This window comes from Variovorax sp. GW822-FHT04A09, assembly GCF_058801005.1.
Window position 1 is genome coordinate 25,650 of sequence record NZ_JBXAMV010000003.1, and the last position, 14,445, is coordinate 40,094.

At 64.1% G+C, this 14,445-nt stretch carries 15 protein-coding genes and 1 pseudogene; 11 read left to right on the plus strand and 5 right to left on the minus strand.

The window, feature by feature from the left end; genetic code table 11:
• Nucleotides 1–53 precede the first annotated feature (53 nt).
• Entirely contained in the window at nucleotides 54–359 is a 306-nt protein-coding gene (locus AC1RLW_RS16550) for a hypothetical protein (protein WP_493193996.1), read from the plus strand.
• A 67-nt stretch (nucleotides 360–426) separates the two neighbouring features.
• Here the strand turns inward: AC1RLW_RS16550 and AC1RLW_RS16555 are convergent, their stop codons facing one another.
• Nucleotides 427–699: a hypothetical protein gene (locus AC1RLW_RS16555; protein ID WP_493193997.1), complete on the minus strand. Its 273-nt coding sequence runs from the start codon at nucleotides 697–699 to the stop codon at nucleotides 427–429.
• 218 nt (nucleotides 700–917) lie between these two features.
• On the opposite strand from AC1RLW_RS16555, the gene AC1RLW_RS16560 reads away from it, so the two are divergent.
• Nucleotides 918–2,657, plus strand: coding sequence for an MORN repeat-containing protein (locus AC1RLW_RS16560; RefSeq protein WP_493193999.1), 1,740 nt, complete (start codon nucleotides 918–920; stop codon nucleotides 2,655–2,657).
• Nucleotides 2,658–3,079: 422 nt separating this feature from the next.
• Here AC1RLW_RS16560 and AC1RLW_RS16565 read toward each other — a convergent pair whose 3' ends face one another.
• On the minus strand, nucleotides 3,080–4,069 hold the full coding sequence (locus AC1RLW_RS16565; RefSeq protein WP_493194000.1) for a Bug family tripartite tricarboxylate transporter substrate binding protein: 990 nt from the start codon (nucleotides 4,067–4,069) through the stop codon (nucleotides 3,080–3,082).
• Between the two features lie 148 nt (nucleotides 4,070–4,217).
• On the opposite strand from AC1RLW_RS16565, the gene AC1RLW_RS16570 reads away from it, so the two are divergent.
• Genes AC1RLW_RS16570 through AC1RLW_RS16590 form a run of 5 tightly spaced genes read left to right on the plus strand, consistent with a single transcriptional unit; the run spans nucleotide 4,218 to nucleotide 8,299 of the window.
• A complete protein-coding gene (locus tag AC1RLW_RS16570; RefSeq protein WP_493194001.1) occupies nucleotides 4,218–4,775 on the plus strand; it encodes a VOC family protein in 558 nt (185 codons plus the stop codon).
• On the plus strand, nucleotides 4,768–6,267 hold the full coding sequence (mhpA, locus tag AC1RLW_RS16575) for a bifunctional 3-(3-hydroxy-phenyl)propionate/3-hydroxycinnamic acid hydroxylase MhpA (RefSeq protein ID WP_493194003.1): 1,500 nt from the start codon (nucleotides 4,768–4,770) through the stop codon (nucleotides 6,265–6,267). The genes AC1RLW_RS16570 and mhpA overlap by 8 nt, the downstream gene beginning before the upstream one ends.
• A 21-nt stretch (nucleotides 6,268–6,288) precedes the next feature.
• The gene (locus AC1RLW_RS16580) at nucleotides 6,289–7,041 is read left to right on the plus strand and encodes an IclR family transcriptional regulator (protein ID WP_493194005.1); all 753 of its coding nucleotides are present in this window, start codon (nucleotides 6,289–6,291) and stop codon (nucleotides 7,039–7,041) included.
• Between the two features lie 31 nt (nucleotides 7,042–7,072).
• Nucleotides 7,073–7,921 carry a fumarylacetoacetate hydrolase family protein gene (locus AC1RLW_RS16585; RefSeq protein ID WP_493194006.1) on the plus strand — a complete coding sequence of 283 codons (849 nt, stop codon included), beginning with the start codon at nucleotides 7,073–7,075 and terminating at the stop codon, nucleotides 7,919–7,921.
• 3 nt (nucleotides 7,922–7,924) lie between these two features.
• Nucleotides 7,925–8,299 carry a nuclear transport factor 2 family protein gene (locus tag AC1RLW_RS16590; RefSeq protein ID WP_493194007.1) on the plus strand — a complete coding sequence of 125 codons (375 nt, stop codon included), beginning with the start codon at nucleotides 7,925–7,927 and terminating at the stop codon, nucleotides 8,297–8,299.
• 1,028 nt (nucleotides 8,300–9,327) lie between these two features.
• Here AC1RLW_RS16590 and AC1RLW_RS16595 read toward each other — a convergent pair.
• The 3 genes and pseudogenes from AC1RLW_RS16595 to AC1RLW_RS16605 form a co-directional block, all read right to left on the minus strand.
• Nucleotides 9,328–9,837: a hypothetical protein gene (locus AC1RLW_RS16595; protein WP_493194008.1), complete on the minus strand. Its 510-nt coding sequence runs from the start codon at nucleotides 9,835–9,837 to the stop codon at nucleotides 9,328–9,330.
• A 153-nt stretch (nucleotides 9,838–9,990) separates the two neighbouring features.
• Nucleotides 9,991–10,143, minus strand: a complete 153-nt coding sequence (locus AC1RLW_RS16600; RefSeq protein ID WP_493194693.1) for a hypothetical protein — start codon at nucleotides 10,141–10,143, stop codon at nucleotides 9,991–9,993.
• Between the two features lie 19 nt (nucleotides 10,144–10,162).
• Nucleotides 10,163–10,306, minus strand: a pseudogene (locus AC1RLW_RS16605) (transposase); the annotation flags it as partial.
• A 194-nt stretch (nucleotides 10,307–10,500) separates the two neighbouring features.
• Here AC1RLW_RS16605 and AC1RLW_RS16610 point away from each other — a divergent pair.
• From AC1RLW_RS16610 to AC1RLW_RS16625, 4 genes are read left to right on the plus strand one after another with little or no spacing between them, the layout of a single operon-like run.
• Nucleotides 10,501–10,737 carry a hypothetical protein gene (locus AC1RLW_RS16610; protein WP_493194009.1) on the plus strand — a complete coding sequence of 79 codons (237 nt, stop codon included), beginning with the start codon at nucleotides 10,501–10,503 and terminating at the stop codon, nucleotides 10,735–10,737.
• 22 nt (nucleotides 10,738–10,759) lie between these two features.
• Nucleotides 10,760–11,878 (plus strand): sugar ABC transporter substrate-binding protein, encoded by a 1,119-nt coding sequence (locus AC1RLW_RS16615; protein WP_493194011.1) that lies wholly within the window; start codon nucleotides 10,760–10,762, stop codon nucleotides 11,876–11,878.
• Nucleotides 11,875–13,401, plus strand: coding sequence for a sugar ABC transporter ATP-binding protein (locus AC1RLW_RS16620; protein WP_493194012.1), 1,527 nt, complete (start codon nucleotides 11,875–11,877; stop codon nucleotides 13,399–13,401). Before AC1RLW_RS16615 ends, AC1RLW_RS16620 begins: the two co-directional genes overlap by 4 nt.
• Nucleotides 13,398–14,411 (plus strand): ABC transporter permease, encoded by a 1,014-nt coding sequence (locus AC1RLW_RS16625; protein ID WP_493194013.1) that lies wholly within the window; start codon nucleotides 13,398–13,400, stop codon nucleotides 14,409–14,411. Before AC1RLW_RS16620 ends, AC1RLW_RS16625 begins: the two co-directional genes overlap by 4 nt.
• The last annotated feature ends 34 nt before the right edge of the window (nucleotides 14,412–14,445 follow it).

Here is a 14,445-nt window from a genome sequence, read left to right on the forward strand (position 1 = left end):
GCTGGTCGATGTGAAATCGCACATGAGCAGAAAGCGAGAAGTAGCATCCGCCCATGTGGAAGCCTGCCAACCTCATCGTGATCGCCGGCCGCACCCTGACCGATCAGGAGGCGTGGTGGCACGAATTTAAGAAAGAGCTGCACGACCAGTGCAACGGCAAGCTCGACGGTGACTGGCTCACCATGGTCTGCCGCGTTGTCTACCCCATCGCCTTCAACGATGACCCGCGCCACATCGCGAGACTGGCGCATGCTGTCTTTGGGCTCCAGAGGCCAAAACTCGGCGGTGCGGCGCACAGAACACATATGCGCCGGCCACGGTCAAATCAGTGCAGGGGCGCTTCTCGGCCCCGGCGATAGAAGTCGCTTCGCGTCGGCGCTGCTTGTCATTCAACACTGACCTCGTGAACGAAGTCCAGAGCGATCGCTAAACGCCGCTTGTCACCCTATCCATGTGCGGCGGAAATGTCCAAATCACCGCCCCTAGGCTCAGAATCGTTTCGACGTTGGACTCGTAGCAACTACTGCTCGGGTTCAGTTCACCGATCATCTGCAAGACTTGCGAAACGGCATCGTCCGGCAGTTTGGCCAAGTCCAGGTCACTCAACTCGGACAGACGCAGCGCCACATCCGTGCGGGTCATCTCTGCACCCGATGCGGTCGGAGGAAACAGCCGGCGGCTTCGCGCATCGTTGAACATTAGTAATTTGCATTACTCTTGTCAACAATTAGCTCCTTGGACTTCGTCTAGCTCCCAATCTGAACCGCCTCCCGAGGCGCCCTTGCCCGCCTTCGTGCGGGCTTTTTCTTGACTCGAGCACTGTGGCCACCGGGTTCCGTGGACTCCCACAAATGCGGTATTTGGTCTACAAATTGCACGACTAGACTTTTGGCCGTCCGGATCGAGGAGACGCCCCAATGATGAAGACAACCGCGCTGGGCCTTGCCTTCTGGGCAAGCGTTCTGGCCATCCCCCTAAGCGCCCAGGCACAGCCCCTGCCTGAGTTGAAGTGCGAGGAGTTGAAGGAAGAGGCCGTTGCGCCCATTGCGGCGCTCTGCAAAGCGCATATTGGCTGCGGCTATGTCCTGAACAGCCATCGCCGCTGCGCCGATGCCAAAGGTTATCTGGAGCGCTTGCAGCCACTTATCGGCGAGGGAACGAAAACGCTTTTTGGCATCCGCAAGGAGGTCACGCCGGACGCGGTGTTCACCGCCGTTTTGGGAGGCGAGGCCTACGCGAACGCGCGCGACTTGGAGGAGCGCTCCCCAGAAGCCAAAGAAACGATCCGAAAAATCGGCGAAGCGGTTCGCGCGGTCGGAGCAGGCGAGGTGTTGACCGGCCGGTGGAAAACCAACGTCCAGTGGGTCTATTACGGACAGGTACGCGACGGCAAAAGCCAAGGCGTTGGCACGTTGATCTCGGAGTATGGCTCGATCGAGCGCGGAACATTCGGCGATGACGGCCTGAAGGGCGATGGAGACGCACCGAAGAAGACGACGCCCAACCCGATGACCGGGAGAAAGTCCATCGACGGGCCTGCTCGCACGGTCGGAAGATTTATCGATGGACACTTTGTTCGGGGGCAAATCCTCAGTATCAGCGGCGACGAGTTGTACCTGCTCGATGGAGCTTGGTCTTACGACAACGGCAAACAAACTTTCACCGGAATCAAGACTTATGCCGACGGCCGGCGCTTTGAAGGACGTATCGTCAGCAGTCTGCATGACGCGGGGCGGTTGTTGCGTGCAGACGGCACATTGGCGGAAGCGGGCAACTACGAAAAAGGCAAGCTATCGGTGGGCAGGCAATACGACGGATCAGGCAAGACCGTCATCGCTGAAATTGATCTTCCGGCCGAACGCAAGGCTGCCGAGGCGAAGGCGGAGCAAGACAAGCTGTTGCAGGCACAAGAGCAGGAACGACGTAAGCAGGAGGCTGCCGCACAGGCCGAGCAGCAATTCCGTGCCAGCTTGCAGGCGATGAATGCCGGCCAACTCTTCGCGCGAGCCGACGAACTGAACGTTCAGGGCGACCGCACCCGCGCCCGGGAAGTGCAGCGCGTACTGATGAGCCGCTTCCCCGACCATCCGCTGACGGCCACGACGGCGCGGCAGATAACAAGTGAGTCCGGTGGCAGCACGGCAGCGGGCGGAGGTTCGTCGCCAGCGGGTACGGCAAACGCAGCCGGCCGCCCCGCAGGAACGCGCCTTTCCAGCCAGACCTGCGAAGCCATGAAGCAAACTGTCATGACGACCAGGGTGCCGCCCAATGCATCGGTGACCGCCAGCACGGAAACGGTGATGTTCATGACAAAGACGGTGCTGGACATGATTGCCGGCGGCTGTCCGACGGACGGCACCACACCGGCACAGATCGAGGCGGAGCGACAAGAGCGCCAACGACAGTACGCAGCGGCCGAAAGCGCCTGCAACCAAGTGCAGTCTGGCGGGCGTCGCTGCGTGCCGCAGGCTCATTTGTCAGCAGGAGCGGTGAGCAAACCTCCAGTCGCATCAGCAGCAAACAATGCGCGGCAGTCCGCGGTCGGCTATGACCCTGTGACTGGTCGTTGCTTGCCGGTTGATTCGTGTGAATGCCAGCAGGCCTGTGGCGTGCCCCGCAGTTCTTCAGGCGGCGGGGGTATCCGAACGGCGCGCTGACCAGGCAGGTTTTTAATCTCGCCTCAAAGAGGTGCGCCAACGGTGATCTGCTTTTGAGCCACCTGTCAGCACGCTAGCAGCCCGCTCTAGTGCCGTAAGCGTCGCTTTTTTTGGGCGCATCCACCTTGCTCACCGGAGATAGTGACGGCTGCCCACCTGCCATCCCCGCGGCGTGCAGCCGCCACCACGACACAGTGGTCGCCCCATCTGAAGCAAGGCCCAATTTCGATCCCTGTCATGCTGGCTCTCCTTTGATCACGAACCGATTGCGATCTTCCGAAGGCAGCCCATCGAGGGCAACTCCAAACAATGATAGGTTGACGGCGCGATGCCTTGGAGCGCTCAGCATCGCGAAGGGCTTGAGAGTGCGTTATCCGCAGGTGCAAAGTTGAGGGTGAGGGTCGATTTGATGCGTGACGCGATCAGTCAAGCTTCACGCCTGCCTCGCGAATCACCTTGCCCCACATGGCGCGGTCCGCGTTGATGAACGCCGTGAACTCGGCCGGCGTGTTGCAGCGCAGTTCGCCGCCGTAGTCGCGCCACTTCTTCGCCAGCTCAGGCGACTGGCAAACCTTGCGCATGGCCGCGCTGAGTTTCTTCAGGACGGCCGGCGGCGTGCCCGCGGGCGCAAGCACGCCTTGCCAGGCGATGGGCGCGTAGTCGGGCAAGCCCTGTTCCGCGAAGGTCGGCACGTTCGGAAAGCTGGGGTGGCGCTCCTTGCCGGTGATGGCCAGCAGTTTGAGCTTGCCCGCCTGCACGTTGCTCGCAGCGGCCGGCAAGCCATCGAACATCAACTGGATCTGGCCCGCCAGCAGGTCGGTGTACGGGCTGTTGCTGTTGTACGGAATGAGGTTGGCCTTCACGCCCGCGACGTTGTTGAACCACACGGCCGACAGGTGCGAATAGCTCCCGATGCCTTGCGTGGCAACCGACGCGAAGTCGGGCCTGGCCTTGAATTGGGCAATGAGCCCGCGCGCGTCGCTGGCCTGCACGCCCAGGTGGGCGATCAGCCCGGTGTTGAGCACGCCCAGCAGGCTGATCGGCGCGAAGTCGCGCTCCGCATTGAACGGCAGCTTGTTGTACAGGTGCGGCACCACCGACAGCGAGCTGGTGGTGCCGATGTACAGCGAGTAGCCGTCCGCAGGCGCCCTGGCCGCCGCCTCGGTGCCGATGATGTTCGAGGCGCCCGGCCGGTTCTCGACGAAGAACGACTGTCCCAGGATCTTGGTGAGCTCGGCCGCGAGCTCCCGGGCGTTGGCGTCGGGGCCGCTGCCTGCCGGGAAGGGGGCAATGATGCGCACCGGCTTGGTGGGGTACTCGGCCTGAGGGGCAGCAGTGGCGGCACAGGCGAAGCCCGCGGCGAGCGCCAGGGCGACCAACGATTGGACGGCGAGCCTCTTGAGGAAGGTCATGAATTTGTCTCCATCTGCGAATCCGTGCCAATTGCACGAGATCGGATCATACAAAAATCACTTAAATTATCAAAATACGATAATATACTCATTATTTATCCAATAGACGCCCCGTTGATGCCACCCGTTCTCAGATGGAGACAAATTGATGCAACCTCCCCCAACATCGAATCTGCAGTTCAGCCACATCGGCCTGTACGTCACCGACCTGCCGCGCATGGCGGGCTTCTACAAGCAGGCGCTTCGCTTCACGCAGACGGATGCGGGCGACCTAGGCACGGTGCAGCTGGTGTTCTTGAGCCGCGATCCCACCGAGCACCACCAGCTGGTGCTCGCCACGGGACGGCCCGCGGACATGACCTTCAACGTTGTGAACCAGATTTCCTTCCGGGTACCCGATCTGGCCACGTTGCGCGGCTTTCATGACCGGCTGCTTTCAGAAGGCGCCACCGAAATGCACCCGGTGACCCATGGCAACGCGGTGTCGGTGTATTGCCGCGATCCGGAAGGCAATCGGCTCGAGCTGTTCATGGACACGCCGTGGTACTGCGACCAGCCGCTGCGCGAGAGCATCGACCTGGCGCAGACAGACGAGGCCATCCTTATGCAGGCCGAAGCCATCGCCAAGCGCTTTCCCAAATTCATGAGCCGCGCGCAATGGCAGGCCGAGATCGCGTGCCGCATGCAGGAAAACCAGAATGCCTGAGTGCTCGCACGTCTACGACGTGGCCATCGTGGGTTTGGGGCCGACCGGCGCCATGCTCGCCAACCTGCTGGGCGCAGCAGGCCGGTCCGTGCTTGTGCTGGAAAAAGAGGCCGGCATCTTTTCACTGCCGCGTGCCATCCACTTCGACGGCGAGGTGCTTCGCACCTTTCAGGCGGCCGGTCTTCGCGAGCAGGTGCTGGCGATCTCCCGCCCCGGCACGCAGGGCATGCACTTCGTCAACGGCGCGGGCGAGACGATGCTCATCCGCGGCGGCACGGCCGCGCTCGGCCCTCACGGATGCGCCAACAACTACTACTTCCACCAGCCGCAGCTCGAGGCGGTGCTGCGAGATGGCATCGCGCGTTTCGCGCAGGTCGAAGTCAAGCTGCGGCATGAGTTCATCGATATCCGGCAGGACGCCGATGTCGCCACGCTGAGCTATCGCGCGATGGACAGCGGCCAGAAGCATTCGGCGCAGGCCCGCTTTGTCGTCGGCTGCGATGGTGCCCGCTCCCCCATCCGCCAGCACATCGGAAGTCCCATGGTCGACCTGGGCTTGCGCCAGCCCTGGCTGGTTTTCGACGTGGTGCTGACGCAGCCGGTGGACCTGCCCGATCACACGGTGCAGCACTGTGATCCGCGCCGGCCCATGACCTACTGCCACGTGGTGGGCGCGCGCCGGCGCTGGGAGATCATGGTGCTGCCCGACGACGACCGCGAGGCGCTCGTCCAGCCAGACCATCTCTGGGGGATGGTGGCGCCTTGGGTGCGCCGCGACCAGGCGACGCTGGAGCGTGCAGCGATCTACACCTTCCACTCGGTGATCGCTGACGGATGGCGCGAGCGTCGCCTGTTCCTCTCCGGCGACGCGTGCCACCAGACGCCGCCCTTTCTCGGACAGGGCATGTGCGCAGGCATCCGCGATGCCTCGAACCTGGCCTGGAAGCTCGATGCGGTGCTTGCCGGCCGCGCACCGCACGCCTTGCTGGACACTTACGAGTCCGAGCGCAAGCCGCACGTGCGCGCGCTGATCGACCTCGCCGTGCGCCTGGGCAGCATCATCCAGACCACCGACTTGCAGCAGGCCGCCGAGCGCGATGCGAAGTTCAAGGCCGGTCAGCCGGAGATCTTCGAGCTGCCGCCGCAGCTGCTCGGCGCAGGCGCTTTCGACGCCGCGGCGGACAGCCCCGCCGGCCGGCCTTTTCCGCAGCCGCGACTCGCGGACGGACGCCTGCTCGATGAACTGCTCGGCCGCCGAAGTGCGGTCATCGGACACAGGAACACGCTCTCGGCGGCCGCGCCGGCGACGGTGCAGCGCTGGCTGCACAGCGATGCCGTGGTGATCGACCGCCCCGATCCACGCCTGGACGCCTGGCTGCAGGCGCATGACGCCAATGCCGTGATACTGCGGCCCGACCGATATATCGTCGGCGTGGCGCGATCAGGGGCTGATCTGGATCGCATTTCGCAATACCTCCCCGTCGCGCCATGAACTATTCATTGGGGAACTGCCGTGTCCGAATCTTCCACGTCGAGCCTGGAACGCATGCTGGGCGTGCTCGACCTCTTCGACGACACCCATCTGACACGCACGGCGGAAGACATCGCCACGACGCTGGACGTTTCGCTGCCCACGAGCTACCGCTACGTGCGCCTGATGCTGCAGGCGGGCCTGCTGCAGCGCGTGGAGGATTCGCATTACGCCCTGGGGCCGCGCATCATCCTGCTGGACCACTACATCCGCCGCGCCGATCCGGTGCTGAAGGTCGGCTTGCCGATCCTTCGCGAGCTGGTCGCGGCCACGGGCTTCGACTGCGTGGTGACGGGCGTGTTCGGCATGCAGGTGCTCGACACGCACCGCGAGATGGGCGGCATGCCGGCCGAGCTGGCCTACGGGCGGGGCCGCCCGCGGCCGCTGTTCCTCGGTGGTGCGCCGAAGGTGCTGCTGTCCACCTTCGGTCCCGCCCAGCTCAAGAAGGTCTTCGAGTCGCGGCACGAGGAGCTTGTGCGTTGCGGGCTGCCCGCGGAGTGGCCGGAGTTTCGCCGCTACTACGCGGCCATCCGCAAGGCGGGCTACTACGTATCCAACGGCGAGCTGGAGCCGCAGCTGGCGGCCGTGGCCGCACCCATCCCGAAGTCGGATGGCGGCGCCTGGGCTGCCATTTCCCTCGTATTCGATACCTCGCGCCTGGCGATCGTCGACCTTGAAAAGTTGGTCCGACTGATCACCGAGGCCACGACGCGCATCGGAGGTCGGTTGGCCTAGATCCACCCCAACCCTCCCCAAGGAAATTCCCATGAAACTCATCAGCTATCACCACAACGGCCAGGACGGCTACGGTGCCGTAGTGGGCAACCGCGTGGTCGATCTGCGCGCGATCTTTGCCGATCGTGCGCCGGATCTGAAGGCGTTCATCGCCGCGGACCTCGTCTCGCAGGCAGCCGCCAAGGTGGCCGCCGCAACGGCCACACTGTCCCTGGCCGACGTCAGGCTGCTGCCGGTGATTCCCAACCCAGACAAGATCTTCTGCATCGGCCTGAACTACGCCGAGCACATTCGCGAGACCGGCAAGGAGGTGACGGAAAAGCCCGTGATCTTCCTGCGCGTGGCCGACTCGCAGCTGGCCCACGGCGAAGACATCGTGCGCCCGCGCGCCTCCGAACGCCTGGACTACGAAGGCGAGATCGCGATCGTCATCGGCAAGGGCGGCCGCCATATCTCCGAAGCCGATGCCTGGTCGCACATCGCCGGCTACAGCTGCTACAACGACGGCAGTGTGCGCGACTGGCAGCTTCACACCTCGCAGTGGACGCCGGGCAAGAACTTCTGGCGCACTGGCAGCTTCGGCCCCTGGATGGTGACGGCCGACGAGATCGCCGCCGACCAGAAGATGACGCTGGTCACGCGGCTGAATGGCCAGGAGATGCAGCGGGCCACCACCGATATGATGGTGCACAGCATTCCGCGCCAGATCGCCTACATCTCCACGTTCATCCCGCTTGCGCCCGGTGACGTCATCGTGACCGGCACGCCGGGTGGCGTCGGCAACAAGCGCACGCCGCAGGTCTTCATGAAGCCCGGTGATGTCTGCGAGATCGAGGTGGACGCGATCGGTGTGCTGCGCAACGGCATCTGCGACGAGTGAGCCTTGGACCAGGCCGTGCGGATCCTCCTACTGGAGGAAGAACGACGTGCAGCGATGCTCGCCGGCGACGAGCACGCTTTGCGCAGATTGCTGGCGCCCGATCTGCGCTACGTGCATTCCACCGGCAGCGCCGATTCGCGTGAGAGCCTGATTGCCAGGCTGACCTCGGGACACGTCGTCTACCAGCGCCTTTGCTTCGACCGGCTGGCGGTAACGCACATGCCGGATTGCGCCCTGGTCTCCGGCGAAATGCACGCACAGGTGCACCGGGACGGTGAACTGCGCGACATCACGACTTGCTACCTGGCGGTGTGGCTGCGGCGCGAAGACGCATGGCAACTCGCCGCGCTCCAAGGTACGACCCTGCCAGCACATTGAGCGCGGAAGTCACGCCCCGCATCACCGCTTCATGATTTCGGGGGGCCGTCACGAATAACCTCTTGCCCGGCCTGCTGATGGTCGCCGCGCCTCGCAATGCCGAGGTCAACGCTCGGCCCATGACTGCTTGGGCCTGTCAGCGTTAGTAGACCTTGGACGGCGACCGGTAGGACTCGCGGCAAGGCGGCCTCGCGCTAGAAAGCAACCAATGCCGGCTTCGCAGCGTTTGCCGACATCCCTTGGCCTCGCACGAATGGGTACTATCGGCCACAACCTGCCGTTCACGTGAAGGTTGATTTCCTTCTCTCCCCCGGCTGCGACCAATGCCAACACCAGCGCTCCACTCAAAATACGCAACCAGTTCCGCCTCCTTCTGGAGGCAGCATCGGTGGCCGCTTGTCTTCGTGCTCGTGGTTCTATCGTTCACTCCTGCCGTATTGGAGCGCCTGGCCCCGTCCGTTGGTTCTGCGCCGGGTAGGGTGCTTTTCGTTTTCATGTTGGCGTACTTCGCCGCCGTCATGCCACTCCTAGTGTTTCGTCGCCTTCTGCCAGCCAAACCCTGGCCCAACGGCGTGGCACTTTGGGCTTGGGCCCGCTCGACAATTTGCACCGCTTGGATTGCGCTCTGCATTTGGTTCATTTGGTCCGCATTCGACCGCTAGGCAAGACATTCGCGCTCTGAAGGGCGGCTTTCGGGAAAGCCCAACGTCCGGAATGGGCCCCTTCGCGAAGGCAGAGTCACCGGCTACAGTCGGCCAAAACCAGTCGCTCAACCTTGTGGCACGATTCATCAAATGAACTGCCGGATTTGTGGTCGTGAGCTCGGTCGAGAGGATGACCCGCTGTCCTTGGATTGCGGCGGGGACTGCTGGGGCTGCATCGGTGAAATCGAGGCGGAGATAGGTTCGGAATCGTCCCTCGCACGGGTTCGCGAGGAAGCGGCCCAAGGTCTCCGGCCAAGCTGGAAGGCCCCGGCTGAGCAGCCGCCGTCGGCCAGGACCGGCCGTTCATGAGCGCGATTTGAAGGTTCAGTCACAGAGTTGCGGCACGCCGTGGTGTACCAGCCGTGCGGGCTCGACGACCGCCTCTAGATGCAGGTGGATGTCTTGGTCATCACCGAGAATTCCACTCCCTGGAGGTGACGTGTACGCGGTGATCCGGTAGAACCCGTCGGCCAATTGAATCACCTGCTCGTCATCACAGGCGGCGTCCCAGGCCATCAACTCGAACAGGTCTCGAATCTGCAGGAGGCCATCACGCACCTCCACGCCTAGTCGAACCTTGTAGTCGGCCTGAACTAGCGCGGTTTCGTCAGGCGGGTCAGTGCGCAGATGCAAGCGCCATACACCAGGAGAGCCGGTGCAAAACGCGGCGATTCTCGATGAATTGACCCACTCGGCAACATCTGCCGGATTGCTGAACCTGCTGGTGAGAAAGTCCTCGCCTTGTGCGAGGTTTGCAGTCGCCCAGGGAGAGTGAAGAACGATGCCCATGCCCGAAGTCACGAGGCAGATAGTTTTGGGCAAGGTGTTCGGCATGGCGGCGATGCTACTGGCAGGCAAGCTACTCTACTCGAACGGCAGCTTTCGGACTTAGCGATCGGCTGCTTAGGGCGCATAGCCGCCAGCCGCTCCTCCCCAAACCGGTCGATCGCCTTGCGCAAGCGTCCGGCCATGTCATCTTGACGCGAGTCAGGCGCCGTTGATCTCGTCGGTGGTTTCTCCATTCTCGTAGAACTGAGCGATGGCTTTGTCGAGCCGCTTGAGCAGCGCGTTCAGCGTCTCGCCTTCCCGACGAACGAGCATGTAGGCCCGCGCGGCTGCGGCGCGTGGCGATGGCCACATTCAATGTCTTCTGACGCCGCGACAAAGTGCTGTAGTCGGGCACGGCCCAGTCCAAGTGGGCCAGTTTGATCAGGCTCTCGGCTAGGCCCGTAGCCTGGCGCGGGCCCAGCCCAAACATGCACTTCAAGGTCAGGCAGAACTGAATCGCAGCATTGCTGAACACAGCAAGCCGGCCTGAGCGACCACTGGCAGGAGTCAATCATTGAAGGTCGACGTCGAGCCAGCCCATCAATGATCCCCTGCGCTTGAGCGCCGCGTTGTACTCACTCCAGTTCGCCGTGCGGTACTTCGCCCGCGGTGGCTTGCTCATCTGTCTAGCCTAGCCTAACTACGATCGGAGGCCACTCGCGCAGGGTTATGCAACAACGCCCCAACACGCCCACCGAAGCCGACAACGGCGATCCGCAGCGCGTGGCGGTGGGCGACACGGTCACCCTGACGGAGACGCCTTTCACTGGCATCAACTCATCGAGCGCAGGTCACGCTGTCGTGTTTTTTGCCGAATGCACAAAGGATCAATCTATTGCGCATGATTCTCCAACCTCCCTGCAGGCCTCGATCTTAGGATTCCTCGCACCCCATCGGGATCCGTAAGAAAGACAACAGGAGGCAAATGATGCACAGCAAGACACGGCCCACCGACATCCTCGCCATGGCCCTGGCAATTGGCTTTTCAGGAGGTGCGTTCGCTCAATCCGACGCAACACGCGGATTCTCTGAGCGGATCGTTGGTCAAGCGGCGAAGTCCGTCATGTCGCGCGACAAGCTCGGCGACGGCGCCGTCCGCTGGAGCGGCGCGGAAAGTTCGCCGCCCCCTGCGAAAGGGGCCACGGTCGCCGTGGTCCCTTGTCCCCTTGTGCTGTCGGTGTGTCAGACGATGCTTGCGGACGCGACGGCCGCAGCCAAGGCTATCGGATGGTCCGTGGTGCCGGTCGATTCCACAGGCGATCCCACAGTCACCCAGAAAGCCGTCGATGCAGCCATCAACCGCGGGGTGTCTTGCGTCCTGACGCTCGGGTCTCCATCGCGTGACATCCGCGCGCAAATCCAGCGCGGCAAGGAAAAGGGCATCGCCTTCGTCACGGGCTTCGCCGACGACCCGCGACAGTACGGCGGCGACGTGGGATTCGGCATCGACCAGAACGCCGCGGGCCAACTGCTGGGCGCCTACATCGTGGCCAACGGGGGCGGCAACGTGGTTCTGTTCTCCGCGCCGGCCTTTCCGCAACTCGCCGAACGCGTGCAGGGTGTCAAGGACTACTTGGCGGCGCATGGCAAGGGCACGGCACGGATCACCGATGAGGTCGAGTTCAGTGTCAGCGCCGGCGCGCCCGATCTCATCACCAAGACGCAGGCGCTGCTGACCAAGCACGCGAAGGGAACGATCCAATGGGTGGTCGGCCCCTACGACGAAGCCCTGGTGCCGATCCTGGCCTCCGCCAGGCAACGCAGCCGGGGGGAGATCCGCGCGCTCGGCTTCGACGGCGAGCCGGTGGCGCTCAAATCCATCGCCTCCGGCACCGGACAGGCGGCCACGATCAATTGGGGCCTCGAATGGGTGGCCTGGGCAGGCATCGACGAATGCAACCGGGTGATCCACAAGGCCGAGGTGGGCGTGAACCGCGACTTCCCGCTGCAGCTGGTGCAGGCGTCGAACGCCGCCGCCGGCAAGCGCTACGACCCGGGCCTGGACTTCAAGGCGAAGTACCAGGCGCTGTGGAAGGCCGGGAAGTGAGCGCCTCCGCCCCAGCACTGGAACTGAAGCAGATTGTCAAGTCGTTCGGCAGCACCCAGGCATTGAAGGGCGTGGGCTTCGAACTCGGCGCCGGAGAAATCCACGCGCTGGTAGGGGAAAACGGCGCAGGCAAGTCCACGCTCATCCGCATCCTCGCAGGCGACCACGCGCCTGACAGTGGCGATATCAGGGTGGACGGCCAGCCCTTGCGCATGCGCCATCCTGATGATGCGAGCGCGGCCGGTATCGGTTTCGTCCACCAACGGCCTGCGTTCGCACCCGATCTCTCGATCACGGAGAACTTCTACCTGGGCCTGCCCTTCCGCCATCGCCGCTTCGGGCTGATCGACTGGAACGCCCACCATCGCGAGTGCGCCGCAGGCTTGGCAGCCCTCGGGCTGCGGGTCGATCCGCGCCTCCCGCTGTCCGAGCTCAGCGCCCATCAGCGCCAGATGGTGGCGCTTGCGCGGGCCTTGCAACACCGGCCCAAGGTGCTGGTGCTCGACGAGGTCACGGCCTCGCTGTCCGAGCCGGAGGTGCGCGTCCTGCTGGCCACGATCCGCACGCTGCGCGGTCGCGGCGTGAGCGTCATCTACGTCAGCCACCGGCTGGAAGAGGTCTTCCGCATCGCCGATCGCGTGACCGTGCTGCGCAATGGTCAGCGGGTTTCCAGCAAGCCACTGGCCGCGTTCAACGAAGCGAGCCTCGTCGAGGAAATCGTCGGCAGCGCGATCGGCCAGCTCTTCGAGCGCAAGGCCGTGGCGGCGCCCGACATGCGCCAGCCGCTGCTGAAGGTCCGAGGCCTGAGCGACGGCCGGCTGAGGCCGACGAGCTTCGAAGTCGGCAAGGGCGAGATCGTCGGCATCGCAGGGCTCGGCGGCGCAGGTCGCTCGCGCCTGCTCAAGCTGCTGTACGGCGCCTTGCCGCACCAGGCGGGATGTGTCTGGCTCGACGGGCAGGCGCAAGTCATCCGCTCGGTACCGGACGCCCTGCGTGCCGGCATCGCTCTGGTGACCGAGGACCGCAATCACGACGGCTATGTCGATTCGCTGCCGATCTGGCAGAACGTCACGCTCCCCTGGCTGTCGCGCTTCAGCAGCGGCGGAGTCGTGCGGCGGCAGGAAGAAATGCGGCAGGCGCGCGTGGCGATCCAGCGCTTTGCGGTTCGCATGCCGTCGATCCACGCCCCGATGTCGGCACTGTCGGGCGGCAACCAGCAAAAGATTCTGTTCTCGCGATGGCTGGTCGGCCCGGTGCGCCTGTTGCTGCTCGACGAGCCGACGCATGGCGTCGACATCGGCGCGAAGTCGCAGATCTATGACGCCATCCGCGACCTGGCGGCCGAGGGCCGCGCGATCCTGGTCGCGTCCTCCGAACTGGAGGAACTCGAGGCGCTTTGCCACCGCGTGCTGCTGCTTCGGGACGGTGCACTCCAAGGGGAGCTGCGCGGCGCCGAGATCTCCAAGGACGCCATGCTCCACCTCCTTCTTGCCCCAACGAACTCCCTGGAAACCGCCTCATGACACAAGCGCCTGTCGCCCTGCAAGACCCGGCCTCCGCCGCCGCCCGCGCGCCGTCCGATCACGCCGGATCGGGCACCGACCTCAGCGGCCTGGCACCGGTGGTTTTTCTGGGGCTGCTCATCGCCGGCTTCTCTCTGGCCATGCCCACGATCTTTCCAACGCTCGAGAATCTGACCACCATCCTCAACGATGGCGCGGTGCTGGCATTGCTCGCCTGCGGGCTGACGCTGGTGTTGATCGTGGGTGAGTTCGATCTGTCGATCGCTGCCACGGCCTCCTTCGCAGGCGCGCTGGCCACGGTACTGATTGCGCGGCTCGGCTGGCCGGTACCGCTCGCCCTGCTTGCCGTGCTGGCAAGTGCCGTGGTCATCGGGCTGGCCAACGGCTGGCTGGTCACCACCCTGGAGATCCCCGCGCTGGTGGCGACGATCGGCCTTGCCAGCCTGCTGGACGGACTGACGCTGTGGGTCACCGGAAATTCAGTGATCTTCACTGGCTTCACCGATGCCTTCATCCAATGGGGCACCTGGCGCATCGGCGGCTTGCAGGCGCCGTTCTTCTATCTGGTGGTGTTTGCCGTGCTGATGGGCATGGCACTGCGCTACACCGCAACGGGACGCCATCTGTACGCCATCGGCAGCAACCGGGCGGCCAGCCGCATGGCCGGCATCCGGGTCGAGCGAAAGGTCATGCTCGCGTTCATTGCCTGTGCCGTGCTGGGCAGCCTGGCGGGCTTTGTCTATACGGCGCGCCAAGGGTCGCTCACACCGCTGTTCGGCACGTCGATGATGCTGCCCGCCTTCGCGTCTGCCTTCCTTGGCTACGTCACGCTGGCCCAGCGGCGCTTCCACATCCTCGGCACGGTCATCGGCGTCTACATCATCGGGACCGGCACCCTCGGGCTGCTGCTGGTCGGCGCCCCGGCCTATTCGCAGCAGCTGTTCGCCGGGGTGGTGCTGATCGCGGCGACGGGCGGCGCGAGCCTTCGTCGCTGGCGCCGCCGCCGGTAGGCGCCACCACGCCGACACCCCTTTTTCTTCCAAC